Source organism: Cryptosporangium phraense, assembly GCF_006912135.1.
Taxonomy (GTDB): Bacteria; Actinomycetota; Actinomycetes; order Mycobacteriales; family Cryptosporangiaceae; genus Cryptosporangium; species Cryptosporangium phraense.
Window position 1 is genome coordinate 165,813 of record NZ_VIRS01000015.1, and the last position, 15,420, is coordinate 181,232.

Genomic DNA, 15,420 nt, shown 5'->3' on the forward strand with positions numbered 1-15,420 from the left:
TGGTGCCGACCGAGTTACCCAGGTTCGGGGAAACTCAGTCGGCGAAGGCGGCCGCGTAGTTGCGGACGCAGACCTCCGGGGTGGCCCGCGAGGCCACGACGTGGCCGTCGACCAGCACCGGCGGGTCGAGCGGGACCATCCGGACGCGGTCCGAGCTCGCGCTCGCGAGCTGCTCGGCCGGCAGCAGCGTCCAGCCGATCGGGTCGGCGCCGACCTCGAACAGCGCGTGCAGCAGCGCGCCCGACGGCGGCCGGACCGGCGGCGCGGGCAGCGCGGCCACGATCGCGTCGTACAGCGCGGGGTCGTTCTCCCGGGACGCCAGCCGCAGGCCGCGCGGGTCGAGGTCGTCGAGGCCGACCGCCGGCTTGCCGGCCGCCGGGTGGTCGCGGGACACCACCGCGGCCAGCGGCTCCGACCAGACCCGGACCACGGTGACCGCGGGCGCGGTGACGATGCCCCGCACCAGCGCGAGGTCGAGGTCCCCGTTGCGCACCGCGTCCAGCCGGGCCACGACCGGCAGGTCGATCAGCACCGGCTCGGCCGCGTGCAGGCGGGCGAGCGCCCGGTCGAGCCGGTCGGTCACGCAGGAGGCCACGCCGATCCGCAGCCCGTCCGCCTGCCCGGCCACGACCCGGACCCGGGCCGCCGCGGCCAGCGTCTCCCGGGCCGCGTCCAGCACCCGCGCCCCGGCCGGCGTCAGCCGGACCCGGCGCGACGACCGCTCGAACAGGCGGACGCCGAGCTCGCGCTCGAGCCGCGAGACCTGCTGGCTCACCGCGGGCTGGACGATGTGCAGCCGCTCGGCCGCCCGGCCGAAGTGCAGCTCCTCGGCGACCGTCACGAAGTACTGCAGTGATCTCAGCTCCACGACTCTGGATCTATCACGGAAATTGATCGTTGCCGAGGGTGATCGCTGCTGGTTCGCGCGCACCGGGTCGGCTGGGATCGAGCCATGCGCATCGGAACCGCACTGATCTCGGCCTCCTCCCCCGCCGACGTCGTGGCCGCCGCCGCGGACGCCGCCCGCCGCGGGCTCGACAGCTTCTGGACGAACCAGATGCCCGGCGGCTGGGACCCGCTGACGCTGCTGGCGCTGCTCGACGAGCGCCCGCCCGAGATCGGCACCGCGATCGTCGCGACCTACCCCCGGCACCCGGTGACGATGGCGTCCGAAGCCGTGACGCTGCAGGCGGCCAGGGGTGGGCTGGCGCTCGGGGTCGGCCCCAGCCATGCCTGGTACGTCGAGCAGGCGCTCGGGCTGTCGTACGCGTCGCCGCTCCGGCACACCCGGGAGTACCTCGAGGTGCTGCGTCCGCTGCTGCACGGTCGGCCGGCCCGGTCGCACGGGGTGGACACCGCGCTCGACGTGCGGGCCGAGCCGCCCGCGCTGCTGCTGGCCGCGCTCGGGCCGAAGATGCTGGGCCTGGCCCGCGAACTGGCCGACGGGGTGGTGCTCACCTGGGTCACGCCCGAGGTCGTGGCCGAGCGGATCGTGCCGGCCGTCGCGCCCGGGGCCCGGGTGGTGGTCGGGCTCGGCGTCGTGCTGACCAACGACCCGGACGCCGCCCGCGAGCAGGTCGCCCGGGACTTCGGGATGGCCGGTGACCTGCCCGCCTACCGGGCGTCGCTGAGTCGCTCGGGCATCGCGTCGGTCGCCGACACGGTCGTGATCGGGGACGAGCCGGAGCTCACCCGGGCTCTCGACCGGTACCGCGACGCCGGGGCCACCGACGTCGTCCTGATGCCGTTCGGGGTCCGGGAGCGCGCGCTCGACGTGGTGAGTGCCTGAGCGCGCTCTAATGGAGGGACTCACTGGTACCGGGGTCTCCGAGGAGTGCAATGAGCACACAGATGTCGCATGCCCCCGGTACCAAGGACGACGACCTGCTGGGCCGGGCCGGGCGGTGGCTGCTCGCGAAGATCTGGTTCGGGTGCGTGTTCTCGGGTTTCTACGCGCTGTCGCGGCACTTCGCCTGGCCGGACGCGCTCGTCTCGATCGCCGCCGCGCTCGGGGCGCTGGGGCTGGCGGTCGCCGCGTACTGGCTGCCGATCTGGACCCGGGAGTACACCACCGGCATCCGGTTCGTCGACGTCACGATCCGGGTCGTGGTGTGGCTCGGGCTGGTCGCGGCGGTGGTCTCGCTGCTGGTCGGTGAGCCGGCCGTGGGGCTGGTGGCCGGCGCGTTGCTGCTGACCACGGCCTGGCGCACGTTCGGCCCGGCCCCGGCCGACGGCTCCGCCCGCGGCCGGATCGCCTGATTCTCGGGGACCGCGCCCCGGCCGCGAGGGCCGAGGCGCGCGGGTCACCGGGAGGGCCGGTCAGCGCTGCTCGCGTCGCCGCCTCACCGCCACGGCACCGCCGGCCGGCACGTCGACGGGTCGGTCGTGGAACCCACGACCACGGTGCCGTCCGGGTCGACCGCGCAGGTGTCGCCGTCGGCGACGAACGGAGCCGTCAGCTTCCCGTGCAGCGGATATCCCCGGACGCTGGCCGGCCGGGTGGGCGGCTTCTGGTGCGTCACGCTGGCGATGAACGTGCCCTGCCGGACCCCGTAGAGATACGACTTCTCCCCGGCCGTGACGGCGACGTTCCGCACGTCCGGGGTCGCCCGGCCGATGACGAGGGTGGTGAACGGCGGGCCACCGCTCGTCAGCACCAGATCGATCATCACCGGACCGGGCAGCCACTGCACGTGCTCGCCGTAACCGAGCACGTCGACCTGGGCGGCCGGGGGAAGCGACGAGCGGCCGGCCACCGACCGCCAGATGCAGTAGGTCAGCTTCTCGCCGTCGGTGAGCACGGCGATCGTCTGCGTCCGGGCGTCGGTGACCGCGTTGAGCAGCTGGAGATCGTCGAGGTCGACGAACTGCTTGGCCATCCTCGTCGGCGACATGCCCTGGCCGGGTTTCTCGTTCTTCAGGGCGGTGACGCAGGCGTTGCGCAGGGCCAGACGGCCGGCCGCGGTGAAGCCGGGTAGGTCGTACGGCGCCGGCGCCGGGTGCGGGCGGTGCGACGCGGGTTCCGGCCCGCGGTGGTCGCGGATCAGCGTCAGCACGGTGACGGTCGTGCCGAGGACGACGAGTACCGCGGCCGCGGCCACCAGCGGGAGGAGGTGCCGGCGGGCGCGGGGGCCCGGGCGGCGGCGGTGGGTGGCGATGCGGCGGCGCAGGTCGGCGTGGATGGCGGCCCGGCGTTCCGGCGACACCTCGCGCTCCGGGGGAATCGTGCTGGTCATCGGTCCTCCCCTCCGGCGTTCGCGAGTACGAGCCGGCTCAGGCGTGACTTGGCCCGGCTCACCCGGGAGCGGACACTGGCCTCGGCGATTCCGAGCACTTGGGCAGCGTCCGCATAGGAGACGCCCGACCACACGCAGAGGGCCAGGGCCTCGCGCTCGGCCCGGGGCAGCTCCTCGGTGGCCGCGAGCACCTCGGCCATCCGGCGCTCGTCGTCGAGGCGTTGGGCGACGTCGTCGGCATGGTCGGGCGCCGGACGCGGCACCGGGAGGCGCTCGAGGAGCGCCGCCCGGCGGCGCCGGGACCGGTACTCGTTGCGGACGGTGTTGGTGGCGACGGTGAGCAACCACGGCAGCGCGGAGTCGTGCACCAGCGTCACCGCGCTCCGCTGACGCCAGGCCGCGAAGAACGTCGCCGCGGTGGCGTCGTCGGCCAGCGCCCAGTTGCCGGTGAGCCGGAAACAGTGGTTGTCGACCGCCTTGAGGTGCCGGTCGAACAGCACCCCGAAGGCGTCGTCGTCGCCGGCCGCGGTGGCTTCCCACAGCTGCCGATCGGAGGTCGTCACACTAGTCAGTCACCGCCCGGCGGCCCCGCGTTGCACGGAACGCGAAATCGACGCAGAACCTGGCCGACGGCGGCGCATGCGCGGACAGTAACGGAATCGAACACACGGGGGGACGATGACCGTCACAGTGAGGGTCCAGAGGACCACGTCGATGACCGCGACGGTCGTGAACGCGCTGCTCACGTCGGCCGAGCGGTACGCCCACCTGGCGAGGATCGTGAGCGACCGGTCGGCCGCGGCCCGGCTCGCCGAGATGGCCGGCGACGCCGAGCGGCTGGCCGAGAAGCTGCTCGCCCGCCCGGCCCGTCAGACCGCGACGAAGTCGGCGACGACGCAGGAGAGGTTGTCCGGCGCCCCGGCGTCGTGAACCAGCCGGACGAGCGCGCCCACCACGTCGTCCGGGGTGTCCCCGGTGGTCAGCGCGGAGTGCAGCGCCGGGCGGGCGACGACCGCCGACACCCCGTCCGAGCAGAGCAGGTACCGGTCGCCGGGCAGCGCGGTGCGCAGGCCGAGGTCGGCCTCGACCGCGGACGCGCCGACGCCGAGCGCTCGCGTCAGCAGCGCCCGCTGCGGATGCCCGGCCGCGCCCTCGAGGCTGAGCCGGCCCTGGTCGATCTGGGTCTGGACCCAGGTGTGGTCGGTGGTGAGCTGCACCAGCTCGCCGGCGCGAACGAGGTACGCGCGGGTGTCCCCGACGTGCACGAGACCGAGCTGCGACCCGTTGCGCACCAGCGCGGTGAGCGTGGTGTCGCCACCCACCGCGCGAACCCGGCGGTCGGCGTCCTCGACCGCGTCGACCAGGGTGCTCAAGAGCCTGGCGTCGGCCGGGCCGCTTTCGACGAGGGCCGCGATCGCGGCCGCGCTGGCGGCCGCTCCGGACGGGCCCCGGACGCCGTCGGCGACGGCCAGCAGGTGATCGCTCGCGTGCACGGAGTCGTCGTTGACGTCCCGGACGTCGCCGGGCTCGCTCGCGGTCGCGTACCGGACGGTCAGCGTGGTGGACATGGTGTTCCTTCCCGACAGATGCTCGAGGAGAAGTCCGGCCACCCGGGCGCGGACCGCGTTCTCGGCGGTCACCCGTCGCCAGTACGCGGCGACCGCCTCGGCCGCGGCCGGACCGTCCAGCGTGCAGACGGTCCGGATCTCGGCCAGCGGCATCCCGATCCGGCGCAGCTCGGCGATGAGCCGGGCGGTGTCGAGCTGGGCCGGGTCGTAGAACCGGTAGCCCGACTCCGGGTCCACCGCCACCGGCGGCAGCAGCCCCGACGAGTCGTAGAGCCGCAGCGCCTTCGGCGTCAGCCCGGAACGCCGGGCGAACGCACCGATGGTCAGCAAGCGCACGGGAGCCATCCTCCTCGCGCCGGCCACGGTGACCGGCGCGTTCCACGCTGGGCCCGGCCCCCGGGTGAAGGTCAAGCGCGGTCGAGCACCGCGAACTCCTCGTCGGTCAGCGCGATCCGCCCGGCGGCCAGGTTCTCCTCCAGGTGGGCCACCGACGACGTGCCCGGGATCGGCAGCATCACCGGCGAGCGACGCAGGAGCCAGGCCAGCGCGAGCTGGTTGATCGAGGCGCCGTGCCGGGCGGCGACAGCGGCGATCGCCCCCTGCGAATCGGGCAGGCCGGTGCCGGCCAGCGGGAACCACGGGAGGAACGCGATGTCGTGCTTCTCCGCGTACTCCAGTACGTCGGCCGCGTCCCGGTTCACCAGGTTGAACAGGTTCTGCACCGAGGCGATCGGCGTCACCGCCCGGGCGGCTTCGACCTGCTCGACCGTGACCTCGGAAAGCCCGATGTGCCGGACCTTGCCCTCGTCGCGCAGGTCGGCCAGCGTCCCGACCTGGTCCTCGAGCGGCACCTGCGGGTCGACGCGGTGCAGCTGGAGCAGGTCGATGCGCTCGAGCCCGAGCGTGCGCAGGCTCAGCTCGGTCTGCTGGCGCAGGTACTCGGGCCGCCCGACCGGCACCCACTCGCCCGGCCGGGGCCGGGAGACCCCGACCTTCGTCGCGATCACCAGGTCGGCCGGGTACGGGTGCAGCGCCCGCCGGACGAGCTCGTCGGTGACGAACGGCCCGTAGGAGTCGGCCGTGTCGATCAGCGTGACGCCGAGCTCGACCGCGCGCCGGAGAACCACGACCGCGGTGTCCTGGTCGGCCGGGAACCCGAACGTGCCGGGCCCGGTGAGTTGCATGGTGCCGTAGCCGAGGCGGCCGACGTTCAGGTCGCCGCCGAGGGAGAACGTTGTCATGTCGTTCACCGTGCGTCGGCCCGCGCCGGACGCCCAGACCCGCTCGTGGGTACCCCTGGCAGGGTCAGGAAATCCGGGCCCGGCCGACGCATACTTGGCTCGTGACGACGTTGCTCGGCGAGTTCCTCGCCGCCCACCGCGCTCGGATCACGCCCGAGCAGGCGGGTCTGCGCCTCTACGGCGACCGGCGGCGGGTCGACGGCCTGCGCCGCGAGGAGCTGGCGATGCTGGCCGGCGTCAGCTCGTCGTACTACACCCGGCTCGAGCAGGGTCAGTCGCGCAACGCGTCCCCGCAGGTCCTGGACGCGATCGCGACCGCGCTGCGGCTCGACGAGACCGAACGCCTGCACCTGCACCGCCTCGGCGACGCCGACTCACACCCGCGCCGTCCCGGCCGGCGCCCGGTGTCCGAGAAGCCCAGCCCGGGGCTGCTGCAGCTCCTCGGCGCGATGCCGTCGGTCCCGGCGATGGTGATCGGCGTGCGCAAGGACATCCTGGCCTGGAACCCGCTCGGGCACGCGCTGCTCGCCGGTCACCTGCCGTTCGCGGCGCCGGCTACGCCGGCCTCCCGCCCGAACATGGCCAAGCTCGTCTTCCTCGATCCCGAGATGCGGGCCCTGTTCGGCGATTGGGACGCCCGAGCGCGCGCCGACGTCGGCTGTCTGCGTCTGTTCGCGGGCGAGTATCCGGACGACCCCGGGCTGGCCGAGCTGGTCGGCGCGCTGGCCGTGGGGAGCTCGGAGTTCGCGGCGCTGTGGGGCGACAACCGGGTCACGGCCTGCGGTGCACAGAGCTACGAGCTGCAGCATCCGCTGGTCGGCCGGGTCACGGTGACCGAGCAGGGCCTGAGCGCGGGCGAGTTGATCGCCCAGCGTCTGGTGACGTACACCGCGCCGGCGGGATCACCGTCGGCCGAGGCCCTCACGTTGCTCGCGCAGCTGGTCGGCGACGGTCCGGCCGCGGCACGCCCTTGACGTAACGAACGCGTTCGTTACGATCGCGTTCGTGCCACCTCGACGCAGTCCGGTCAGCCGCCGTGATCGGCCCGCCAAGCCGCCGCTCAGCCGCGACGGCGTCGTCGCGGTCGCGCTGCGGATCCTGCGCGCGGAGGGCCTGGACAAGGTCACGATGCGACGGCTGGCCGCCGAGCTCGACACCGGACCGTCGTCGCTCTACGTCTACCTGCGCAACATGGCCGAGGTGCACGGCGCGGTGCTGGACGCGCTCCTGGCCGACCTGCCGATGCCGTCCGGGTCCGACGACCCGAAGGCCGACCTGGTCGACCTGCTCTCGGCCTACACCGCGCTGCTCTACGAGCACCCCAGCCTGGCCCGGTCGGTGCTCGCACTCTGGCCCTCGGGCCCGAACTACCTCCGGCTGATCGACACGACGCTCGGTCTGCTGGTCGCGCTCGGGGTGCCGCCCCGGCCGGCCGCCTGGGGCGTCGACGCACTCCTGCAGTACGCCACGTCCACCGCCGCCGAGCAGGGCACCCGCGACGAGAACGACAGCGACTGGGACGGGCTCACCGAGGCGATCGCCCGCGCGTCGAACCCGTTCATCGCCCGGCACCGCGACGAGCTGTTCTCCGGCACCCCCGACGAGAAGCTGCGCTGGACGTTCACCGCCCTCATCAACGGCATCGCCGGAACGGAGACGCCATGACCACGATCGCGATCGTCGGCGCGGGCCTCGGTGGCGTCACGCTCGCCCGCGTCCTGCACGTCCACGGCATCCCGGCCACGATCTACGAGGCCGACGCCTCACCGGCCGCGCGCACCCAGGGCGGGATGCTCGACATCCACGCCGACGAGGGCCAGGCCGCCCTGCGCGCCGCCGACCTGTACGACGAGTTCCGGGCCCACGTCCACCCCGGCGGCGAGGCGACCCGGGTCCTCGACCGGCACGGCACCGTCCTCCTCGACGAGGCCGACGACGGCGAGGGTGACCGTCCGGAGATCGACCGCGGTCAGCTGCGCCGGATCCTGCTCGACTCGGTGCCGCCGGGCACGATCCGGTGGGGACGCAAGGTGGTCTCGGCGTCTCCGGGGCGACTGGAGTTCGCCGACGGGTCGGTGGGGACCGCCGACCTGATCGTGGGCGCCGACGGTGCCTGGTCGCGGATCCGCCCGCTGGTCACCGACGTCGTCCCGGCGTACTCCGGGGTCTCGTTCGCCGAGGTCGACCTGCTCGACGCCGACCGGCGTCACCCCGAGCCGGCCGCGGTCGTCGGGGACGGCATGCTGTTCGCGCTCGGCGCCGGCCAGGGGTTCCTCGCGCACCGGGAGACCGACGGCAGCCTGCACGTCTACGTCGCACTGCGGAAACCGGCCGACTGGATCGAGGGGATCGGGTTCGAGGCGCTGCTGTCGGAGTTCGCCGGGTGGGCGCCGGAGCTGCGGGCGTTGATCAGCGAGGCCGACGGTCCGCTGATCCCCCGGACGATCAACGCGCTGCCGATCGGCCACCGCTGGGACCGCGTCCCCGGCGTCACGCTGATCGGCGACGCCGCCCACCTGATGTCGCCGTTCGCCGGGGCCGGGGCGAACCTGGCGTTGCTCGACGGGGCCGAGCTCGGCCTGGCGCTGGCTGGGCATCCGGGTGATCCGGCGGCGGCGCTCGATGCCTACGAGGAGCCGATGTTCGTCCGGAGCGCGGAGAATGCGGCCCAGGCCGCGGCCGGTCTGGAGCTCTGTTTCGCCGACGACGCCCCGCGCGGTCTGGTCGACCTGTTCACCGGCGGGTAGCTGCTGGCGTTTGCTCGCCGGTGCCCGTGCGGCGGGGAGTCGGCGGCCGGTGGGAACTACTCCCCGTCGACCCCTCCCCCGCCCGCTGCCGCGTCGGCCGGGTGGCAGTACGGGGCACCGCAGCCGCACCCGCCGGCCTACGGATTCACCGCGCTCGGCCCGCGACCGGCGGTCTACCCGGTCGTTCTCTTCACCCTGTTCTTCGGCGCGTTCGGCGCGATCTCGGCCGCCCGGCGGGCCGCCACCGCGAAACGCCTGGGCCACTCCGCCCGCCCCTACTGGGTGGGCTTCGGCGTCACCCTGGGCGCCACCGTCGCCGCCTCCCTGGTCGCGGTCATCGCGGCCGTGGCTCTGCTGATCGGTGCGGCCGGCACGTCCGCCGTCACCGGAACCGGCGCCGGCACGGTCATGACCGCTGCCCAGCTGGAGAACGAGCTGGTCGACAACAACACCAACGAGCTGGTCACGTCCGCGCACTGCATTCCGGAGGGCGTCCGGGCCGACGGCTCCGGCACCTACGGCTGCGTCATCTACTTCAGCGACGGAGACAACCGCGGCGCGACGATCCTGGTCGGCCCGGACGGCGACTGGCTCGAGAACTGAGAACTCAGTACCCCAGTCCATTCAGGATCCGCTGCACGGTCTCGGCCACCCCGGCGCCGCGCTTCGGCGACGAGGACGCGCCGCCGGTCGGCACCTCGTCCCCGCCGATCAACGTCATCAGCTCGTCCACCCCGGCGACGACGTCGGCCCGCCCGGCCTCCGCGGCCGCCGACCGCAGCTCCAACGAAAGCCGCAACAACCCCGCCGTTCGCCCGTCCAGCTCCATCCCCCCAGCGTAAAGACCCACCACCACCCCAGGTGTAGCCCCGTACATCGCCGACGCTCGACGCACGCGCCGTCTCGTCGCACTCGCCGCCGGGCGAGGCGGCGCCGGTCGTCGTGCCCTACTGACGCACCAAGCCGGTCTGGTACGCGATCACGACCAGCTGCGCGCGATCCCTCGCGCCGAGCTTGGCCATCGCCCGGTGCACGTGCGTCCGGGCGGTCAGCGGCGACACCACCAGCCGCTCGGCGATCTGCTCGTTCGTGAGGCCCTCGGCGACCAGCGCCAGCACCTCGCGCTCCCGGTCGGTCAGCACCTCGAGCCGCTCCGGGACGGCCCTCGGGGTCGCGTCCGGCTGGGCCAGGAACCGTCCGATCAGGCCCATCGTCGCCTTTGGCGACAGCAGCGCCTCGCCCCGGTGCACGACCCGGACGGCCTCCAGCAGCTCGCCCGGCCCGACGCCCTTCCCGAGGAAACCGCTGGCCCCGGCGCGCAACGCCTGCAGCACGTACTCGTCGATCTCGAACGTCGTCAGCACGACGACCTTCACGTCGCGCAGCGACGGGTCGGACACGATCTCGCGGGTGGCGGTCAGCCCGTCGACGTCCGGCATCCGGATGTCCATCAGGACGACGTCGGCCGCGGTCTCCCGCACGAGATCGACGAGGCCGACCCCGGACTCAGCCTCCCCCACCACGGTCAGGTCGGCGGCCGACTCGATCAGCACCCGGAACCCGGCCCGGATCAGCGCCTGATCGTCGGCGATCACCACCCGGATCTGCTCCACCCCCGCACCCTAAGCCACTACTGCAGACGCAGTACGCGCCGCTACGGCGTGGGGAGGAAGCACCCGGCACCGCGCCGACCTAGGGTCGAGCCATGAGCAGAGCGTTCGACGCCTGCCTGGCCGCCGTGGCCGCCGCCGTCGGCACGGCCGGAGCGGTCGCCGCGGTCCACGCGCCGTGGCCGGTCGTCGTGCTCGCGATCGCCGGCAACCTGCTGCTGGTCGTCCGGCGGCAGTGGCCGCTGCCGGTGCTGGTCGGCGTCACCGCGGTCACCGCGGTCGTCTGGGTGGCCGCCGGCGACCCGCGTCCGATGGCGCTGGGCTGCCTGATCGCCGTCTACACGGTCGCCGCCCGGACCACCCGGGGCATCGGTCTGGTGGCGGCCGCGGTGACCGCGGTCGCGGCCGGCGTGGCCAGCAACCTCGCGACCGACGCGTCGGTGTTCGACGCGCGCAACGTGGTGCCGATCATCTGGATCGGGCTGGTCGCGGCCGCGGGCGTCGCCGTGCGCAACCGTCGCGCCTACGTGGCCGCGGTCGAGGAGCGGGCCCGGCGGGCCGAGGAGACCCGCGAGCAGGAGGCCCGTCGCCGGGTCGCCGAGGAGCGCCTGCGCATCGCCCGCGAGCTGCACGATGTGGTCGCGCACAGCATCGCGCTGGTGAACGTGCAGGCCGGGGTGGCCGCGCATCTGCTCCGCGAGCAGCCGGACGCCGCCGAGGAGGCGCTCGACCACGTCCGCGCGGCCAGCCGCTCGGTGCTGGACGAGCTGGGCACGATGCTCAGCGTGCTGCGCGAGAGCGACGATCCGGTGGCCCCGTCGGAGCCCGCGCCGGGTCTCGATCGGCTCGACGACCTCGTCGAGACGTTCCGGGCGACCGGCATGCGGGTCGACGTCCGCCTCACCGGCGCGATGCAGCCGGTGAGCACGACGGCGAGCCTGGCCGCCTACCGGATCGTCCAGGAGTCGCTGACCAACGCGCGCAAGCACGGCGCGGAGGACCGCGCGACCGTGGCGGTCACGTTCGACGAGGCCGCGGCCACGATCAGCGTCCGCAACCCGGTGGGCGGACCGGCGACCGAGGGGACCGGCCACGGGATCCTGGGGATGCGCGAACGCGCGGCCGCCGTCGGCGGACGGCTGACCGCGCAGCAGCGCGGCGACGACTTCGTCGTCGACGCCACGCTGCCGTACCCGAAGTGAGGTCAGGCGTCCCGACGGCGGAGCAGCACCGCGGCCGCGGCCAGGGCGACGGCGATCCAGGCGACGAAGACGGCCAGCCCGGTCCCGGCCGAGAGCTGATCCGACGTGGTGGTCAGCGCCATGATCGAGTTCCCGGCGTTCGACGGGAGATACGCGGCGACCGCGTCGCTCCAGCTGTCGGGCAGCAGGCTGACGAGTCCGGGCGCGATCAGCACGATGCCGACGAGCGCCCCGATCGCACCGGCGGTGTGCCGCAGCAGGGCCCCCAGTGCCAGCCCGAGCAGCCCGACCCCGGCCAGGTACACGGCCGCGCCCAGCACCGCGCGCAGCACGTGCTCGTCGCCGATCGAGGCCGCGTCGGAGCCGAGGACGACCTGGGCGCCGAAGAACGCGCCGAACGCCGCGACCAGCGAGACGGCCAGCGCGACCAGGCCGAACACCAGCGTCTTGGCCCAGAGCACCGGCAGCCGGCGAGGGACCGCGGAGAACGTCGCCCGGATCATCCCGGTGCTGTACTCGCCGCTGATCACCAGCACGCCGAGCACGCCGATGATCAGCTGCCCGAGCGTCACCCCGGCCAGGCTTAGCCCCACCGGGTCGGACGCGCCCCGCCCCGGACCGGTGCCGCTGCCGACCGAAGCGGCGGCGATCAGCCCGAACCCGATCACCGCGGCCAGCAGGGCCACCAGCGTGATGGTCGTCGACCGGAGCGACCGGAGCTTGATCCACTCGGACGCGACCGTACCTCGGAACGTGACGCGTTCCAGCGCAGTGGTAGTCATCAGGCGGCCGCTTCCAGCGTCGTGTACTCGGTCAGGTCCTTGGTCAGCGTCATGAACGCCTCTTCGAGCGACGCGTGCCGCGTCGCCAGCTCGTGCAGCACGATCCGGTTCCGGAACGCGATCTCCCCGATCGCAGACGCCTCCAGCCCCACCACGTCGAGGACTCCCCGCTCCGCGCTGGTGATCGTCACACCCGGGCCGGCCAGCATCGGCACCAGCGCGCCCGCCTCCGGGCTCCGCACGTGCACGGTGGCGGTCGAGGCGCTCTCCACGAACTCGTCGACCGACACGTCCGCGACCAGACGTCCGCGGGCCACGACGACCAGGTGTTCGGCGGTGAGCGCCATCTCGCTCATCAGGTGGGACGACACGAAGACCGTGCGGCCCTCGGCCGCCAGTTGCTTGAGCAGGGTGCGGATCCACAGGATCCCGTCGGGATCCAGGCCGTTGACCGGCTCGTCGAGCATGACCGTCCGCGGGTCGCCGAGCAGCGCCGACGCAATCCCGAGCCGCTGCCCCATCCCCAGGGAGAACGCCCCCGCGCGCTTCCGCGCGACGTCGTGCAACCCGACCAGGTCGAGCACTTCGTGGACGCGGGCCCGCGGGACGCCGTTCGTCGCGGCCAGTGCGGCCAGGTGGTGGTACGCCGAGCGGCCGGGGTGGATCGCCTTGGCCTCGAGCAGCGCGCCGATCTGGTGCAGCGGGTCGGGGTGGTCGCGCAGCGGGCGGCCGTTGACGGTGACGCTGCCGGTCGTGGGTGCGTCCAGGCCCATGATCATGCGCATGGTGGTGGACTTGCCGGCGCCGTTGGGGCCGAGGAAGCCGGTCACGATCCCGGGTTTCACCTGGAACGACAGGTCGTGGACCGCGGTTTTCGGCCCGTAGCTCTTGCTGAGGTTCTGGACGTCGATCACGGGATCAACTCTCCGGCGGCCGGGCGTCGGCGGCATCGTCCGCCTACCGACACTTGTCGGTACTCCCTCCGCAGTACCCGGGTCAGCGGTAGGCGTCCTCGAGCGTCACCTCGCGGACCGTCCGTAGCGTCGACCGGAGGGTGTCGAGGTCGGTCGAGGAGAGCGCGAGGCGCAGTGCCTGCGGCACCGGCGTCGCCACGGCGAACGGCTCGGCCGTGGTGACCGAGATGCGCTGCCGCGCGAGGGTGGCGGCCAGCCGATCGGCCCGGGCGTCCTCCGGCAACGGCATCCAGACGAAATACGACGAGCCATGGCCGACGTACGGGAGCCCGGCGAACTCGGCCCGGACGATGGCCTGGCGCGCCCGGGCGTCGTCACGCTTGCGGGCCTCCAACTCGTCGACCGTGCCGTCCTCGAGCCAGCGGCAGGCGATCGCGGTGGTCAGCGCGGGCGTGTTCCAGGTGGTGAGGCGGATCGCGCGCTCGACGCCGGCGACCACCGACGGCGGCGCGACGACGAACCCGACCCGCAGCCCGGTCGCGACGCTCTTGGAGAGCCCGGAGACGTAGACCGTGCGCTCCGGCTCGATCGCGGCCAGCGGCGGCGGCGGGTTCTCGACGAGGTACGCGTAGGAGGCGTCCTCGATCAGGAGCGCGTCGTGACGCCGGGCCAGGGCCGCGAGGTCGTGCCGCGTGGCCTCCGGGAGGACCCAGCCGAGCGGGTTGTGCAGCGTCGGCATCGTGTAGATCGCCTTGACCGGGCGGGCGACGCAGAGCCGTTCGAGCGCGTCGAGGTCGGGCCCGGCGCTGGTCGTGGCCACCGGGGCGAGCTCGAGGTGGAGCTGTTTCGCCAGCGCCCGGAAGCCGGAGTACGTCAGCGCGTCGGCCGCCACGACGTCGCCCGGGTTCAACGTCGCCATCAGCGTGGTGGCCAGCCCGTGCTGGGCGCCGCTGACGATCAGGACGCGCTCCGGGTCGGCGTCGAGACCGCGGCGACGGAGGTGCCGGGCGACCGCCTCGCGGTCGCGGGTGCGGCCGCGGTGGGGCTGATAGCGCAGGAGTCCCTCCAGGTCACCGGAGGTGGCCAGGTCGCGGAGCGCGGCCCGGAGGGTCTCGGTCTGGCCGGGCAGCGAGGGGTAGTTGAACGTGAGGTCGACCGCGTCCGCGGCGACCGTGTCCTGGTCGACGCCGTGGCCCGGCGGCAGCGCGAGGTCCCGGACGAACGTGCCCCGGCCCTGTTCGCGGCTGACCAGGCCGAGCGCGTCGAGCTCGGCGTAGACGCGGGTCGCGGTGACGATCGCGATGCCTTCGCCGGCGGCCAGCGCGCGGTGGGTGGGCAGCCGGGTGCCGGGCGCGAGGTCGCCCGAGCGGATCCGGGCCACGAACGCGTCGACGATCCGCTTGTAGCGCTGCACGAGCGGAATTGTAGGCAGGACAATTATTCGACTGTCCTGCCTAGGCCCCCTACCGTCCGGCCCATGCACATCGCGATCCTGACGTTCGAGGGCTACAACGAGCTGGACTCCCTGATCGCACTCGGGGTGCTGAACCGGGTGCCCGGGCTGCGGGTGACGATCGCGTCGCCCGCGCCGCGGGTGCGGTCGATGAACGGCGTCGTGATCGAGTCGATGGCGACGCTCGAGGACGCCTGCGCCGCCGACGCGGTGATCGTCGGCAGCGGCGTCGCCACCCGCGAGGTCGTCGAGGACCCGTCGATCATGACGACGCTGCGCGGGCTCGACCCGTCCCGGCAGCTGCTGGCCGGGCAGTGTTCGGGCGCGCTCGTGCTGGCCCGGCTCGGCCTGCTCGACGGCGTCCCGGCCTGCACCGATCTGACGACGAAGCCGTGGGTGGTGGCGGCCGGGATCTCGGTGCTGGATCAGCCGTTCTTCGCCCGGGGGAACGTGGCGACGGCCGGGGGCTGTCTGGCGTCGCACTACCTGGCCGGGTGGGCGTTGGCCCGGCTCGTCGGGCGCGAAGCGGCCGAGTCGGCGCTGCACTACGTCGCCCCGGTCGGCGAGAAGGAAGAGTACGTCTCGCGGGCCTGGGCGAACATCGACCCGTACCTGGTTACGGGGTTTCCGCAACTGGCTTCCTCCCAGCCGTGAGGTGCCTGATACT

19 protein-coding genes are annotated in these 15,420 nt (G+C 73.6%); 9 read left to right on the forward strand and 10 right to left on the reverse strand.

Going from position 1 to position 15,420, the window contains the following annotated elements; translation table 11 throughout:
* Positions 1-34: 34 nt before the first annotated feature.
* Entirely contained in the window at positions 35-868 is an 834-nt protein-coding gene (locus tag FL583_RS21735; protein WP_142706543.1) for a LysR family transcriptional regulator, read from the reverse strand.
* Between the two features lie 84 nt (positions 869-952).
* On the opposite strand from FL583_RS21735, the gene FL583_RS21740 reads away from it, so the two are divergent.
* Positions 953-1,789, forward strand: coding sequence for an LLM class flavin-dependent oxidoreductase (locus FL583_RS21740; RefSeq protein ID WP_142706544.1), 837 nt, complete (start codon positions 953-955; stop codon positions 1,787-1,789).
* Between the two features lie 50 nt (positions 1,790-1,839).
* On the forward strand, positions 1,840-2,259 hold the full coding sequence (locus FL583_RS21745; protein ID WP_142706545.1) for a hypothetical protein: 420 nt from the start codon (positions 1,840-1,842) through the stop codon (positions 2,257-2,259).
* A gap of 83 nt (positions 2,260-2,342) precedes the next feature.
* Here the strand turns inward: FL583_RS21745 and FL583_RS21750 are convergent, their stop codons facing one another.
* Together FL583_RS21750 and FL583_RS21755 are read right to left on the reverse strand one after the other, a co-directional pair.
* The gene (locus FL583_RS21750; RefSeq protein WP_142706546.1) at positions 2,343-3,236 is read right to left on the reverse strand and encodes a hypothetical protein; all 894 of its coding nucleotides are present in this window, start codon (positions 3,234-3,236) and stop codon (positions 2,343-2,345) included.
* A complete protein-coding gene (locus tag FL583_RS21755; protein WP_142706547.1) occupies positions 3,233-3,799 on the reverse strand; it encodes an RNA polymerase sigma factor in 567 nt (188 codons plus the stop codon). Before FL583_RS21755 ends, FL583_RS21750 begins: the two co-directional genes overlap by 4 nt.
* A 151-nt stretch (positions 3,800-3,950) precedes the next feature.
* On the opposite strand from FL583_RS21755, the gene FL583_RS21760 reads away from it, so the two are divergent.
* Complete coding sequence (locus tag FL583_RS21760) at positions 3,951-4,166, forward strand: hypothetical protein (protein ID WP_142706548.1); 216 nt, start codon at positions 3,951-3,953, stop codon at positions 4,164-4,166.
* Here the strand turns inward: FL583_RS21760 and FL583_RS21765 are convergent.
* Together FL583_RS21765 and FL583_RS21770 are read right to left on the reverse strand one after the other, a co-directional pair.
* Positions 4,106-5,140, reverse strand: a complete 1,035-nt coding sequence (locus FL583_RS21765) for a MerR family transcriptional regulator (protein WP_142706549.1) — start codon at positions 5,138-5,140, stop codon at positions 4,106-4,108. The genes FL583_RS21760 and FL583_RS21765 overlap by 61 nt on opposite strands.
* A gap of 71 nt (positions 5,141-5,211) precedes the next feature.
* Positions 5,212-6,045 carry an aldo/keto reductase gene (locus FL583_RS21770; protein WP_142706550.1) on the reverse strand — a complete coding sequence of 278 codons (834 nt, stop codon included), beginning with the start codon at positions 6,043-6,045 and terminating at the stop codon, positions 5,212-5,214.
* A gap of 101 nt (positions 6,046-6,146) precedes the next feature.
* Between FL583_RS21770 and FL583_RS21775 the strand changes: the two genes are divergently transcribed.
* The 4 genes from FL583_RS21775 to FL583_RS21790 all read left to right on the forward strand — a co-directional run bounded on the left by FL583_RS21775 (position 6,147) and on the right by FL583_RS21790 (position 9,395).
* Positions 6,147-7,019 (forward strand): helix-turn-helix domain-containing protein, encoded by an 873-nt coding sequence (locus tag FL583_RS21775; RefSeq protein ID WP_142706551.1) that lies wholly within the window; start codon positions 6,147-6,149, stop codon positions 7,017-7,019.
* A 31-nt stretch (positions 7,020-7,050) separates the two neighbouring features.
* Positions 7,051-7,710 (forward strand): TetR/AcrR family transcriptional regulator, encoded by a 660-nt coding sequence (locus FL583_RS21780; RefSeq protein ID WP_142706552.1) that lies wholly within the window; start codon positions 7,051-7,053, stop codon positions 7,708-7,710.
* On the forward strand, positions 7,707-8,792 hold the full coding sequence (locus FL583_RS21785) for an FAD-dependent oxidoreductase (RefSeq protein WP_142706553.1): 1,086 nt from the start codon (positions 7,707-7,709) through the stop codon (positions 8,790-8,792). Before FL583_RS21780 ends, FL583_RS21785 begins: the two co-directional genes overlap by 4 nt.
* Positions 8,793-9,074: 282 nt before the next feature.
* Positions 9,075-9,395 carry a hypothetical protein gene (locus tag FL583_RS21790; RefSeq protein ID WP_142706554.1) on the forward strand — a complete coding sequence of 107 codons (321 nt, stop codon included), beginning with the start codon at positions 9,075-9,077 and terminating at the stop codon, positions 9,393-9,395.
* A 4-nt stretch (positions 9,396-9,399) separates the two neighbouring features.
* Here the strand turns inward: FL583_RS21790 and FL583_RS21795 are convergent, their stop codons facing one another.
* Together FL583_RS21795 and FL583_RS21800 are read right to left on the reverse strand one after the other, a co-directional pair.
* Positions 9,400-9,621, reverse strand: a complete 222-nt coding sequence (locus FL583_RS21795) for a hypothetical protein (RefSeq protein ID WP_142706555.1) — start codon at positions 9,619-9,621, stop codon at positions 9,400-9,402.
* Positions 9,622-9,739: 118 nt separating this feature from the next.
* A complete protein-coding gene (locus FL583_RS21800) occupies positions 9,740-10,405 on the reverse strand; it encodes a response regulator transcription factor (protein ID WP_142706556.1) in 666 nt (221 codons plus the stop codon).
* 92 nt (positions 10,406-10,497) lie between these two features.
* Here FL583_RS21800 and FL583_RS21805 point away from each other — a divergent pair, with 92 nt between their 5' ends.
* Positions 10,498-11,604: a sensor histidine kinase gene (locus FL583_RS21805; protein ID WP_142706557.1), complete on the forward strand. Its 1,107-nt coding sequence runs from the start codon at positions 10,498-10,500 to the stop codon at positions 11,602-11,604.
* A gap of 2 nt (positions 11,605-11,606) precedes the next feature.
* On the opposite strand, the gene FL583_RS21810 is transcribed toward FL583_RS21805, so the two are convergent.
* The 3 genes from FL583_RS21810 to FL583_RS21820 all read right to left on the reverse strand — a co-directional run bounded on the left by FL583_RS21810 (position 11,607) and on the right by FL583_RS21820 (position 14,714).
* Positions 11,607-12,386: an ABC transporter permease subunit gene (locus FL583_RS21810; RefSeq protein WP_142706558.1), complete on the reverse strand. Its 780-nt coding sequence runs from the start codon at positions 12,384-12,386 to the stop codon at positions 11,607-11,609.
* Positions 12,386-13,300 carry an ABC transporter ATP-binding protein gene (locus FL583_RS21815; protein ID WP_142706559.1) on the reverse strand — a complete coding sequence of 305 codons (915 nt, stop codon included), beginning with the start codon at positions 13,298-13,300 and terminating at the stop codon, positions 12,386-12,388. The genes FL583_RS21810 and FL583_RS21815 overlap by 1 nt, the downstream gene beginning before the upstream one ends.
* An 82-nt stretch (positions 13,301-13,382) precedes the next feature.
* Positions 13,383-14,714, reverse strand: a complete 1,332-nt coding sequence (locus FL583_RS21820) for an aminotransferase-like domain-containing protein (protein ID WP_142706560.1) — start codon at positions 14,712-14,714, stop codon at positions 13,383-13,385.
* A 63-nt stretch (positions 14,715-14,777) separates the two neighbouring features.
* Here FL583_RS21820 and FL583_RS21825 point away from each other — a divergent pair, with 63 nt between their 5' ends.
* Positions 14,778-15,407 (forward strand): DJ-1/PfpI family protein, encoded by a 630-nt coding sequence (locus FL583_RS21825; protein ID WP_142706561.1) that lies wholly within the window; start codon positions 14,778-14,780, stop codon positions 15,405-15,407.
* Positions 15,408-15,420: the final 13 nt, after the last annotated feature.